Genomic DNA, 14,901 nt, shown 5'->3' with positions numbered 1-14,901 from the left:
AGAGCGCGACCCTGACGAGCCGCGCGCGTGCCGCGGCCATGTCCGGCAGCGTCTCGGCGTTCAGCGTCTCCGTCTCGGGTGGTGGCGCCGGCACCGGCGACACCGTGACGAGCACGACGAGCGCTAGCATCACCAACAGCCGGGTCGCGTCCGCGGGCGATGTCGCCGTCAGCGCCAGCGACACGACGACGATCGACTCGCAGGTGCTCGGCATCTCCGTCGCCGGCGGACTGCTCGCACTCGCGGCCGGCGGCTCCGTCGCCAAGGTCGAGGCGCGCCCGACCGTCACCGCCGCCATCGAGGGTGGCTCGGTGTCCGCTGCGAACGTGAGCGTGGTCGCCACCGCGCTTCCGTCCGTCAACGCCGCGGCTGCCGGCATCAATGCCGGCACCGCCGCGATCGGTGCCTCCGTCGCCGAGGCCAAGGTCGCCGCCACGGTCGGAGCCTCGACGAAAAACGTGTCGATCACGGCCGGAAGCCTTTCGGTGCTCGGCAACCTCGCCCGTCAGGCGGGCCGCGACTCCGCCACGGCGACCGCCTCCGGCTCCGTCGGCGGCCTCATCGGCTTGAACTCGACGGTGACCCTGGCCGAGAACAGCAGCACGGTCAGCGGCCTCATCGATGTCGGCACGGTGCTGGCCGTCAGCGGCGCGGTCGCCGTCAGCGCGACGAGCAGCACGCGCCAGACCTCGACCGCCAGCAGCGCCAGCATCGGCCTCGTTGCGGCCGGCGCCACCGTCTCGTCGGCCAATTCGGCGACCGTGACCAGCGCCCGCGTCGTGTCCCTCGGCACGCTCAATGCCGGCTCGATGACCGTCACCGCCTCGGGCGTCGACGACAACTTCGCCAAGGGCATTTCCGGCAGCGGCGGCCTCGTCTCGGGCACGGCCGCCAGCGCCAGCACCAGCATGGGCGGCAGCACGCGCGCCGAACTCGGCACCGGCGTCACCGTCGACCTGACGAAGAGCAGCGACAGCACCGGTCTGTTCTATCTCTCCGCCGATCACGTCGGCACCCTGAACGGCCAGATCATCACCGACAGCTACGGCGCCCTCGCCGGAGCGGGCGCCGTCGTGAACAACGCCATCACGCACGCGGTGACAGCCGCGTTCGGGATCAATTCCCGCGTGACGGCCCGCGACATTCTCGCGACCGCAACGAACACCGTGAACAAGCCGCAGCTCGGTCAGGCCAACATCGTCGGCTCGACCGGCGGTCTGGCCAGCGGCGCGGCGGCGCACAGCTCGACGGTGCTCGACATCACCACGCGGGTCGATGTCGGCAGCAATGCCGATCTGATCACCGTTGCCCGCGCCGGGACCGCAGGCGGAATCCGTCTTGCTGCCAACAACATCATCAACGCCTACGACAAGGTTTCGCTGACCACCGGCGGCGCGCTGTCGGGTGCTGGCGCCTATTCCAGCATCGAGACCCGGAACTTCGTCGCGCAGGTCAATATCGGTGCCAACGCGACCCTGTTCACGCTCGGAAACCTGACGCTTTCGGCCAATGGCGGCGGCAACGCCTATGCCGTCTCGAACTCCGAGACCTACGGCGCGGCCACCGTGGCCAGCGGCAGCACCACCGTCATCATCCGTCCGAACAACGCGGTGAACATCGGTGCGGGCGCCGACATCACCGCCTACGGCGACGCGGACCTTTTGGTCGGCACCAACAAGAAGGCCTACGACGACGCCTACGACGCGTCGGCGACGACCGACAACTTCGCGGGCAGCGCGATCCCGATCACCTCGCTGGCGGCCAAGATCCGCGTCGAGGAAATCAACACGATCAAGATCGATGGCGGCGCCACGATCAAGACCGCAGGCAACGCCAACCTCTTCACCAACCGCCAGGGCAATTCCAATGCCGTGGCGCGGATGAAGGGCACGAACTGGACGACCGCCGTCGCCGGCGCCATCGACAGCCTGCTCGGCGGCTCGGCCGTCACGCCCGTCGGCGACACGCAGACCGGCTCGATCGGCACCGTCATCGTCGACGGCACGGTCGTCACCGGCATCACCCGCAACATCTCCATCGTCATCGACGACATGACGCGGGCGCCGGGCAACGGCGCCGCGACCCTGATCACGGGCACCGTCAAGCTCAACGGCCAGAAGTACGATGCGGCCGGCAACCCGATCGCGGATTCAGACAACACCAAGAGCTTCACGATCACCCTGCCTGACGGTGCGACCTCGGCCTCGGCGACGCTGCCGAAGCTGCCCATTACCGTCAGCCTCGGCTTCGCCAACGCCCAGTCGAACCTGATCAAGGCCTACGAGGAAGCCACGAAGGGCCTCTCGACCTACAAGGACAACGGCATTCTCCAAGCCTACTACCAAGGCGAAGTGAACCGGATCAAAGCCGAGCTGCTGGCCGACGGGCTCGCAGAGTTCCAGACGACCTTCGACGGCAAGCAGATCCTCATCCCGATCTACAAGCAGGTCCAGGCCATCACGGTGAGCCCGTTCTCGGCCGGTGCCGGCGGCATCATCGTGCGGGCCGACGCTCTGCTCGGCTCGGGCAGGCTCGATGCCGCGTCCGACACGAAGGTCGAGATCACCAACAACTCGGTGGCGAATCTCGTCATCGCCGGCATCACGATGCCGGAATCCAACGGCGGCACCTTCTTCAACGACGCCCAGATCCCGGTGACGTCGAGCGACGACTTCAACACCCGTCGCCAGGCGATCATCACGAAGAACGCCGCGAGCCCGGATGCCGCGGCCGCCAAGGCGATCGCCGGTGGCCGTGACGTCAGCTTCCAGGTCCTGACCGCCGGCGGCGTCGTCACGAAGGACAGCAAGAGCGACATCTCGCTCAAGAACACCTCCGGCGCCCGCAACGGTAACTCTGCGCCGGCCATTCTCATCGTCGGCGACATCTATGCGCCGACGGCGGTCCTCAACGTGGCGACGGCGGCAGGCGGTGACCTGACCATCACGGCCAAGACCACCGTCAAGGAGCTGAAGACCGATGTCGGCGGCGCCGTCTCAATCGGTCTGACGGAGGACCTGCGCACGTACTCCGTCGGCGGAGATCCCTACGGTCAGATCAAGGGCGTGCTCGAAGCGGGCTCCGGTCCGATGACCGGCAAGTCCGCCTCCGACATCGCTCGTGCGCTGTCCGGCTCGCAGTCAAGCGTCATTGCCAGCGGTGCGGTGACGATCAAGGCGCAGTTCCTGAACCTCAACGGCCTCGTGCAGAGCGGGCGTGAACTCTACAGAATCGTCATCGATCAGTCGGTCGAGAACGAAATTCAGGAGATCATCCGCAATCCCTATCGCACCGCGAACCTGAGCACGCTGACCCGCGACGGCTATTCTGCCAGCTACAATCGGCAGACCGGCGCCATCGAGATCGACGAGGTCGTCTCGACCGGTGGCCAGATCAATCTGACCGGCGTCATGCTCAACACCAACGCCGGCGTCGGCGAGCTGCGCGCTTTGGGCGGTTACGCCAAGGTCGAGGTCGTCAATCAGCTCAACCGCGACGTCGTCCTCAACCGCATCGACCTGTCGCGGCGCGGCATCGGCACGATCGATATCAAGGATCTCGCCTACAAGACCGACGTGAACGGCAACGGCATTGCGGATGCCAACGACATCGTCTTCCGCCAGACCCTGATCCGGCAGGACGCCGCCGGCGTCGTCACGCGCTACAGCGCCGATCTGAACAGCACCGGCGCCGAGCTCGCCAAGTATGACGGCAGCAGCACGACGCAGTACGACCCGAAGACCGGGTACCGCTACGCCTTCACCATCGGTCAGGGCGCCAAGAACACCTACACACTGACGACGGGTACCTCGTCCTGGGCCGGCCTGGACTTCCTCGCAAAGGATCCGCCGCCCCTGAGCGCCTTCAACAAGGAGATCACCGAGAAGGCCGCTCTGCAGCCCGAATCCGCCTATTACTATGTCGATACCAGCAAGTCGGGTTACGCTTTCCTGGGCGCGCCCGAATATACGCGCTCGGCCGAGAAGCCGAAGGAAGTCGCGAGCTGGACCACGAGCACGTGGTACGGAAAGAAGACTTACTACACCAAGTTCCAGACGGTCGATTATACCGAGACCCAGGCGACTCATAGCCTGCAGGCCGACTACGGCATCAAGATCAAGTTCACCGGTGAGACCACCGGCACCGTCAGCATCGACTCGCAGGGCTCCGGCCGTGTGCTGATCGCCGGCGGCATCAAGAACGACAACGGCGCCACGACGATCACTTCGGGCGGGACGATCCAGCATCTGAGCTCGACCGCGGCCATCACCGGCTCGCGGGTCACGCTGCAGGCTGCCCGCGGCATCGGCGTCGGCAACGGCAACAACGCCACCGATCAGGCGCTCAACGTCACGACCATCGGGGCCGGCAACACGCTCAAGGCGACGACGACCGCGGGCAACATCAACCTCAACGTCCGGACCGTCGACAACGAACTCGGGATCGACAAGATCGCGGCGGGCGGCGGCTTCGACGTCAAGCTCGTTTCGACGAGCGGCGTGACGGTGGCCGGCGAAGGCGTGGTGTCAGGCGGCTCCCTCAAGGTGATCGCGGGCGGTCGCTTCGGCTCCGAGGCGACCCCGATCACGCTCGACGGCGGCACCACGGCCCGCGACAAGACCGACATCACTGCGGCCGGTTCGGTCGGCATCCGTGAGCGCGCGGGCGACCTGCGCCTGAACAGCCTGACGGCCAACGGCGACGTCTACATCAAGGTCGATGCCGGGAGTCTGCTCAACGTCAACAATGTCGTCGTGCGCGACGACCGCGTGGCGTCCCAGCTCATCAACGGCGTGTGGAAGGATCTCGCCCTCACCACCGAGGACGCGAACCTCAAGTTCGAGCGGACGCTCAGCGCCTACGAGAGCACCCGCGAGCGCGACTACAACGCCTACTGGGCCTACCGGAACCAGCAGGCCGACCCCTCCCGCTACAGCAGCAGCTTCGAGGTTACCCTCAGCGAGAAGACCGGCGAACGCGCCTACTATACCGCTCTGTTCACGAGCCAGGCGAATGATGCCGGCATCACCGAAGCCGGTGCGGTGAAGACCTACGTCGACAACGCGGTCAAGGCGCTCGAAACCAACCGGACGCTGCAGTACCGGGTGCTGCACGCCCAGTACGGCCAGTACGGCGACGTCTATCACGCCGACCTCTCGGGTGATTACGCCACCTACTGGGCGATCCGCGGGACGCAGCCGAACAGCACCAGCTTCGATTCGGCCTACACGGTGCAGGCGACCGCATCGGCGCTCGCCAAGATGCAGGCCGCAACGCGTACCGCCCCGATTTCCGGCGATGCGCTGATCGCGCGCGTCACGGCTCAGATCACGCAGCTCGAAACCGATCAGGGCACCCGTCTGACCGAAGCCCAGATCGCGCAGCTCTACACCACGGCCATCGAGGCCGAGGCTCGTGGAACCAAGCTGACGGGCACCGCTCTGACGGATTACGTCTCCGCGCAGATCAAGCAGATCAGCGACTCGAGGAATGTCGATTTCAACAACTTGAAGCTGGTCTTCGACGGCTTCGATGCCACGAAGGTGACGAACTTCAGCACGCAGTACGACCAGTACTGGCAGATGCGCGAAGCGGGTGACGCGACGACGCTGCAGTCGCAGGCCTACAAGGATCTCGATGCCGCCTTCTCGGGCTTCGGCGCCCGCTACGTGGCGAAGCTCGGTGCGGCCTACGACCTCTACAGCACCTATCTCGCCAACGGATCGACCCGGATCGGCAGCGCCGAGCTGACCGCCCTGACCGAGCAGTTCACCAAGGACGCCGGCTCGCAGACCCTCGGCGAGGCGGCCCTGCGTCTGGCCACCTCCGGCAAGGTGGCAGCGGCGGAAGCCGCGCTCAAGGCGACCTACGCAGCGCTCCATCTTCGCTTCGGCGGGCTCGGCGACAGCTACGACGCGTCGAAGGTCGCGGCCGAGACGACGGCCGTGCAGGCCGACTATGAGAGCTACTGGAGCTACCGCAACCAGCAGGTCGATCCGAGCGTCTACAACGCCGCCTTCGCGCCGCGCCTGGCCGGTCAGGCACTCCTCGACGCCGTGACCGCCGCCCGCACCGCGGCGGAGACGGAGAACCGGAGCTCCGCCGCCATCGACGCGGCCCGCACCGCCGCGCAGACCCTGCGCTCCACGGTGCTGACGGCGCAGTACCGCTCGCTCAACACCTTCTTCAACAGCCTGCCGGGCTCCTACAACACGGCCGACACGCCCAACACGAACGCCCTGACGGCCAGCCGCAAGGCCGCGCCCGCCTTCTTCATCGACAAGGCGACGGCCGATGCCATCGACGCCGGCATCAAGCGCTGGACGCAGGAAGAGCTGCTCAGCGCCGTCGGGCAGGGACTGCTCAAGGAGACGACCAGCACGATCGTCGACAAGCAGGACCCGATCATCAAGGGCGCCAACATCAAGATCGTGACGTCGGGCAATGTCGGCTCCGTGAGCGGAACCAGCCTGATCGACATCGGACCCGGCTCCGCGCCGCTGACAACGGATCAGCAGATCGATCTCGGCGCCGCCGAGCGGAGCGACATCGTCTTCCTCACGAAGGCTCCGATCACCACCAACGTCGTCTTCGGCCAGTCCGGTAGCAACGGCACCGTGACCCGCCAGGACGGCGCGAACTGGGATACGAGCGTCTTCTTCGACAAGAACGGCAAGCTCTACAGCGGGACGCTCTACATCGGGGGCGTGACGCCGAATGCGTCGGCCGAGAGCTCGACGGGCTACAAGATCATCAGTGTCGTCGGGAACGTCATCACCGTCGACAAGGTCTTCGGCAGCCAGGGTGTGGCCCGCAACATCGATATCGGCGTCAGCATCGCCGTCACCGGTGAGGCGCCGCGCGCGACCGCCGAAGTCGCCTTCGACCTGCTCAAGGCGGCCCCTGCGACCCTGACCGTCAGCTTCAGCAACGACACGGCGACCAACCAGGGTGTTCTGACCCGCACCGACGGCACGGCGTGGGACGGCACCTACACGGTCGGCAGCACGCTCTACATCGCGGGCGGCACAGCCAACACCAGCGCGGCCTCCACGAGCGTCTACCGCATCGCGTCCGTCAGCGGCTCGGTGATCCGGCTCGAGGCGACGCAGCTCTTCGTTCCCGAGACCGGCGTCACCGTGAATGTCGGCGTGCGCTCCACCGACGGGACCGGTGTGTCCGTGGTCACCCGCGCGTCGGGCAGCTTCCTCGGCGACGGCTTCAAGGACGGGATGCTGATCGGCGTCGCCGGTACGTTCGGCGTGAAGTCCGGCAACGCGACCACCAAGGACACCAGCTTCACGATCAAGCAGGCGAGCGCCTCGACGCTCATCCTCGAGAGCGGAAGCACGCTCAAGACGGAGAGCGCCCGCAGCCTAGTGCTGTTCCAGTCGGCCAAGGACGCCGGGAATCCGTTCAATCAGATCACCAAGCTGCTGATCCAGAAGCGCAAGGCGGTCGTCATCGAGGGCACCGGAGCCCTCGATGTGACCGCGAACACCCAGATCTTCATCAACACCGCCGCACTCCTGACCGTCGGCCGCGTGGAATCGGTCACCGGCAAGGAGATCCGCCTCAAGTCCTCGACCGGCCTCCTCAACGGCGGGGCGGCGGATGCGGTGAACATCAAGGGCGGCGACGCTGTCCTCGAAGGCGGGGACGGCAGCGTCGGTACTGCGGCGCGGGTGATCGGCATCGATCTGACGACGGGTTCGACCCTGGCCGTCCGTGCGGCGCGCGATATCTTCGTCACGGCCCGCAACGGCGATCTGAACCTGGAATCCGCCTATTCGCAGGGCGGCAACGTCACCTTCGTCTCGGACAAGGGCAGCATCCTCGACGGTGTCCACACGGACACCAACAAGATCGTCGCGGCCAACGTCTACCTGAAGGCAGCCGGCGCGATCGGCGCCAAGGGCGACGCCATCGAGATGAAGCTGACCGGCACCGTCCGGGCCGGCGCCACGGGCGACATCGTCCTGACCGAGACGGAAACCAGCATGAAGGTGCTGGCCGTCACCACCAAGGGTGACGTGGTTCTGGCGGCCAAGGCCTCGATCCTCGACGCGGGCGACCTTTCCAACCCGCGCGACATCGACTCCGCGCCGGTGGCCGGTTCGGGCCGTGCCAACGTGAGCGGCCACTCGATCTCGCTCACCGCCCTCGACGGCATCGGCGTCGCCGGCGACGAGTTCGAGATCGACAGCAACGTCGATCGCACGACGGATGGTGTCGTCACGCTTCAGAGCGGCCTGAGCAACCTCTACGTGCTGGAGAGTGCGGGCGATCTCTACCTCGCCAGCGTCGGCACCGACGCGCAGCGCACGGCCTTCGTCACGGCGGTCGCCGGTAGCATCCTCAACGGATCGACCAACTACAACGAGACCACCGGAGGCAGCTCCAACCTCCGTTCCGGCAAGGCCTATCTCGTTGCTTCCGGCAGCATCGGCTCGGAGGCCAAGCGCATCGTCGCTAACATGCGCAGCCTCGACGGCGACCAGTATGGTGGTCTCGAAGCCCGCTCGATCAACGGCGACATCTGGCTGTGGAACATCGGCGGCCTGCGCGTCGGCGGCGTCACCAGCGACACCACGGGTCTGCAGGCGGCGCGGGGCCGGATCGGCATCCGCACGTCGAGCCCGCTGACGATCGACAAGGACATCGTCTCGTCGGGCGACATCATCGAGCAGGCCGGCGAAACGGGTTCGTCGGGCGACGACCTGACCGTCAAGGCCGGTGTCACGATCTTCTCGACCGCCGGCTCGGTGACCCTGAACGCCGGCGACAACCTCGTCGTCGAGGCGGGTGCGGTCGTGAAGGCGAAGGGCACCATCACCCTGCGCTCGGACTTCAGTGCGAGCGGAACGCCCGACAACACGGCCTCCAAGATCACGCTGTCCGGCACCTTCGTCGGCTCCTCGATCCTGATCGAGTCCGGGGGCAACGGCGACGAGATCCTGCTGGACGGCATCTTCACCACGGGTCAGCGCACCATCAGCGGCGGGGCGACCGCCGCGACGGTCACGGAAGGCGCGATCACGCGCAGCGGCTCCATCGAACTGCGTGCCGGCGCGGGCGACAACAAGATCACGATGCTCGGCGCCTACTCCACCGGCGCGCTGATCATCGGCGCCGATGCGGGCAGCGACACGCTCGTCGACACGCAGGTGCTCGGCGGCGTCACGCGGAAGGCCGACGTCGGCGCGGATTCGGTGACGGTCGCGCTCGGGGATGGCGCGAACACGGTCGGCCTCGGCGGTGACTACGTCGTCACCAACGCCATGCAGCTCACGACGCTCGACGGCACCGATACGATCGGCCTGACGGGCACTTTCGATACCGGCAGCTTCACCCTCGACGCGGGCGAGGGGAACAACAGCCTCGCGCTCTCCGGCGTCTACAAGGCGCGGAACGCCCTTACGATCCGGACGGGTGCGGGCAACGATACCATCGGTCTGCAGGGCAGCTACACGGCCGGCTCGATGGGGATCTCCGCCGGAACCGGGGCTGGCCGGAACGACCTCACGCTGAACGGCACCTATCGGATCGCCGGCGCGCTCTCGATGACGGGCGGGTCGGGCATCGACACCCTGTCCGATACGCCCACGACCGACATCCGGGCCGGCTCGCTGTCGATCAACCTCGGCGACGGCGTCAACTCGGCCAATCTCGTCGGCGGCTACGACATCGCGGGGGCGATGGAGTTCGTCACCGGCAGCGCCGATGACGTCATCATCCTGAACGGCGGGATCAAGGCCGGCAGCTACACCCTCGACGCTGGCGGCGGGAACAACAGGATCACCCTGGCCGGCAGCTACACGGTCACGAACGCGCTCACGATCAGGACTGGTTCCGGTAACGACGAGATCGACCTGCGGGGCAGCTACAAGGCCGGCTCGATGTCCGTGAATGCGGGCGCGGGCGACAACGCCCTGACGTTGACCGGCAGCTACAAGATCGACGACGCCTTCACGATCACCGCAGCGGGCGGCGCGGACACGCTGACCGACCTGCGCGTCGCGAATGGCGCGGTGGAGAAGGCCAGCGTCGAGGCGAAGTCGCTCGCGATCGACCTCGGCGACGGCGCCAATACGGTCACCCTCGCCGGTATGTACCGCATTGCCGGCGCCTTCCGCCTCGCCACCGGTTCGGGCCTCGACATCGTCAGCGATCACCGCAAGGCCGGTCAGACGGTCACGGATGCGCTCGACCTGACGGCCGACACCATCGCGATCACCCTTGGCAACGGTGCCAACCAAGTCGCGCTCGCCGGCACGCTCGCCGCCGCGGACAGCTTCAGCCTGGTTTCGGGCTCGGGCAACGACACGGTGGTCGATGCCGCGCTCGACGGCACGACGCTGCTCAAGAGCGCGACGATCACGGGCAAGACCATCGATGTGAATCTCGGCGCGGGCGACAACGCCCTGACGCTGCTCGGCACCACGATCGCCACCTCGACCCTGGCGCTGACCAGCCTCGGCGGCCAGGACCGGTTCGTCCTGCGCGGCCGGGTCCGCGCTGCGGCCACGGCCATCCGGCTCGGTGCGGGCGACGACAGACTCGACCTCGCCGTCAGCGAGATCGCCGGTAACACCAAGGTCTTCGGTGAGGACGGCGCGGACACGATCAACGTGGATCGTCTGCCTTCGCTCACCAGCAAGACCGGCAGCGTCACCGACACGCTCGACATCGACGGCGGCCAGGACACGGACACGATCCGCATCCAACTGGCCGGCGCCTCGTCCTACCGCATCAACGTCACGGATTCCGGCGATGCCGACCGGGGTATCGACACGCTGACGATCCTCGGCACCGATGCCGCCGATCAGTTCCTGATGCGCCGCAACTTCGTCGCGCTCGTCCATCCGAATGCCGACGGCACCTACCCGGTGAACGCCGTCGTCGAGCGGATCAACTACGACATGAGCATCAACGGGCGCGTCATCGTCGAAGGCGGGAAGGGTAACGACCGCTTCGCGATGGACGACAACGGCGCGCTGATGACCATCGACGGCGGCGAGGGCAACGATTTCTTCCAGGTCGGCCAGGTCTTCGCGACGCCGCGCGACGTCCCCAATGGACTGCTCGTCGAGGACGCGTTCGAGACGACGAAGCTGTCCTTCGGCGGCTACCTGTCCCGCGGTATCTCGATCCCGGCAGTGATCTACGGCGGTGCCGGCGACGACACCTTCCAGATCTATTCGAACAAGGCCGATCTGCGCCTTGAGGGCGAGGACGGCGACGACGTCTTCATCGTGCGCGCCTTCGCCACCGCGTCCGAGAACAAGATCAAGCTCAATGCTGGTGCCGGCAACGACCGGATCGAATACAACATCAACGCGCCGCTCGACATCGATGGCGGCTCCGGCTTCAATAAGATCGTCGCGCTCGGCACCGAGTTCGCCGATACCTTCGTGGTGACCCGTGACGGCATCTTCGGTGCCGGCCTGTCGATCCGCTTCACCAACATCCAGGCGGTCGAGGTCGACGGCCTGGAGGGCGACGACACCTTCTACGTGCTCTCCACCCCGGCGGGCGTCGTCACCACGCTGATCGGCGGCCTCGGCAGCGACACCTTCCACGTCGCCGGCGACGTCAGCGGCGAGGTCGTCGCGCGCGACGCCAAGGGCAACTCGGCCGTCATCAACCACACGATCTCCAGCACCGATCCGGCCTTCAACGGCCTGTTCGTGCCGGGTATCAACGCGTCGGTCTCGGCGGCCGATGCGGGCTCCGTCAGCGACGGCGGCGGGCTGACCCTGCGAGAGGATTCCAGCATCACGACGCCGGATGCCATCGGCAGCAGCGTCGGCACCTACAAGATCGCGCCGCCGGCACCGAAGACGACCGGCCTGACCAGCACCGATTGGGCCGTGGTCACGGTTTCGGCCGCGCAATCGTCGGCGCAGATGCGCGCGCTGGCCGGCAACGCGAGCACCCTCGAGATCTCCACGGACGGCATCACCTGGGCAGATGCGCTGACGCTGCGCTTCACCGCCGTCCTCGACAACGTCAGCAACACCTACGTCTGGAGTGCCGACCGGACGGTCTTCGTCCGCGCCAAGTCGGACACGGCGCTGGAGGGCGACCAGAACGTGGCGATCGGCCACTCGGTGATCAGCTCCCATGCGGAGGTGAACGGCACCTTCGTTCGCAACACGCTGGTCAAGGTCATCGACAACGACAAGCCGGGGCTGATCATCGTCGAGAGCGGCGGCGGGACCTCGGTCATCGAGGGCAACGGCAACAAGCCCCAGAACAAGGACAGCTACACCGTCGTCCTCAACAACGCCCCGGTGGTCGGCGAAGAGGTGCGTGTCACGCTCAACGTGTCGAGCACGGAGGTCGCCTTCACCGACGGCAACGGCACGCCGCTGCCGCGGGACGGCAACGGCCGGGCCTATCTCACCTTCACGCTCGCCAACTGGAACCAGCCGCAGACGGTGCTGGTCTCCTCGCCGGCAGACCTGAAGCCCGAGAACCGCTTCGTCGCGGAGATCACCCACACCGTCACCAGCACGCTGAACGGCACGGCGACGGAGGGCTTCTTCAAGGCGGCGCTCGTCGGCCAGCCGGTGGTGCGGGTGCAGGTGACCGACGGCAACACCGCCGGTGTGGTGGTGACGCCCAAGGAGGGCGGCGTCGTGGTGACGCCGAGCCAGACCTCCCATTACGACGTCGTCCTGACCATGCAGCCGAAGGCGCCGGTGACGATCACGCTGGCCGGAGACGGCCAGACGATCACGTCGAGCGCGGACAGCCGGTTCAAGGCGGCCGACGGCACCAACCCGGCCACCATCACCTTCACCGCGGCGGATTGGGACCAGGCCGTGCGGGTCACCGTGGCGCGCGACCCCAACGGCGCGCGGACGACCTCGGACCTCAAGACCTTCTCGCGTCAGCCGCACGAACTCAGCGCCATCGAGGGACCGCTGGTCCTGGAGGGCGGCGTCGGCCCCGAGAGCCGTTCGCTGACCCCGGCGATCGTCCTGCCGGGCGAGAACAACCCCGTCGTCAACCGCAACATCGTCGATGATGGCTTGCCGGACTTCGACAAGGTCACGCTCTACAACGACTCCACGACGGCGGGCGTCTCCGGCACGGTGAGTGCCACGCATATCGACGGCTTCGGCATGTCGACGAACGACGTCACCACGGCGACGAGCACCAACAACACCGTGCGCACCTTCGAGGGCGGCGTGACCTATAGCGGCATGCGGTCGGTCGAGCTGCTGCTCGGCTCCGGCGCCGACACGGTCACGGTGACCGGCACGGCCGTCGGCACCCTCACCGCGATCCATGGCGGCGGCGGCGCCGATACGATCAAGGTGACCGGCTCGCAGGGTACGCTCGCCCTGTTCGGCGATACCACCGCCGACGGCAGCCGCTACGACTCCACCTTCGCGAAGCAGACCGGACGCGCCTACGGCTTCCGCGACGAGGGAACCCTGGATCGCGACAACACCGTCGTCAGCCTCAACGACATCATCGATGCCTCGGGTGCGACCGGCCTCGTCATCATCGACGGCGGCGCCGGTAACGACACGATTACCGGCGGCAAGGGGCGCAACATCATCGCCGGCGGCACCGGCAACGACACGATCGTCGGCGGACCGGCCGCGGACACCATCCTCGGTGATTCCAGCCTCAACCTCGACGACGTCCGCCGCATCGTGACGATCGCCGATCCCTTCATCGATCAGCCGCGGGCCGCGGGCACCGACACGATCGACGCCAAGGGCGGCGACAACGTCATCGTCGGCGATCACGGCCAGATCTGGCAGGACGGCTCGGCCACCGCGGGCATCGCGCTCGAGGGCACCCACGTCGTCAGCCGGATCGTCTCGACCTTCACCGGCATCGGCGGCGGCGACACGATCACCGCGACCGACGGCAACAACATTGTCATCGGCGGCTTCGGCGCCGACACCATCACCGCGGGTGCGGGCAACCACGTCATCCTCGGCGACAACGGCGAGGCCGTGTTCGAGAACGGCGTCCTGACCAGCCTGCGCAGCATCGCCGGGACGACCGGAGACGCCGACACGATCAAGGCGAGCGACGGCGACACGACGATCATCGGCGGCGCCGGCAAGGACGGCATCACCGTCGGCAGGGGCACGCATGTGATCCTCGGCGATACCGGCGAGGCGCGCTTCGTCCCGGGTACGCGGATCATCAACGGCGTGACCGTCCCGGTCCCGGTGCTGACCAGCATCAAGACCACGGACGACGAGGCGGCCGTCGGTGACGACGACAGCATCGAGACCGGCGACGGCAACGTCACGGTCATCGGTGGCGCGGGCGCGGACCGGATCACGCTGGGCAAGGGCACGCAGGTCGTGCTCGGCGACAGCGGCTCGGCCACCTTCACGAACGGTCGGATCGCGACCATCACCTCGGTGGCGACCGGTATTGGCGGCGGCGACACGATCACCGCGTCCGACGGCGACACCACGATCATCGGCGGCGCCGGCGCCGACGCGATCGAGGTCGGCGCGGGCAACCACGTGATCCTCGGCGACAACGGCCGGGCCGTGTTCACCGCAGGTGCGCTGGTCTCGATCGAGAGCATCGATCCCGAGATCGGCGACGACGACACCGTGTCGGCCAAGGACGGCAGCGCCACGGTCATCGGCGGCGCGGGTGCGGACCGGATCACGCTCGGCAAGGGCACGCAGGTCGTGCTCGGCGACAGCGGATCGGCCACCTTCACGAACGGGAGGATCGCGACCATCACCTCGGGGGCGACCGCGATCGGCGGCGGCGACGCGATCACCGCGTCCGACGGCGACACCACGATCATCGGCGGCGCAGGCGCCGACTCCAGCGATGGCGGCGCGGGCAACCACGTCATCCTCGGCGACAACGGCCGGGCCGTGTTCACCGCAGGCGTGCTGG

At 67.3% G+C, this 14,901-nt stretch carries 1 protein-coding gene (only partly in view); it reads left to right on the top strand.

Going from position 1 to position 14,901, the window contains the following annotated elements; all coding sequences use genetic code 11:
• Positions 1 to 14,901, top strand: part of the annotated coding region (locus MKK50_RS00170) for an LEPR-XLL domain-containing protein (RefSeq protein ID WP_499019551.1) (this coding region is incomplete at its 3' end). Its footprint begins 18,646 nt before the window's first position; 14,901 of its 33,547 annotated nt are in view.

Origin of the sequence: Methylobacterium sp. J-043 (assembly GCF_022829505.1) — a bacterium.
Taxonomy (GTDB): Bacteria; Pseudomonadota; Alphaproteobacteria; order Rhizobiales; family Beijerinckiaceae; genus Methylobacterium; species Methylobacterium extorquens_A.
The sequence above is the reverse complement of the archived record's forward strand: the minus strand, read 5'-3'. Positions and strand labels throughout refer to the sequence as shown.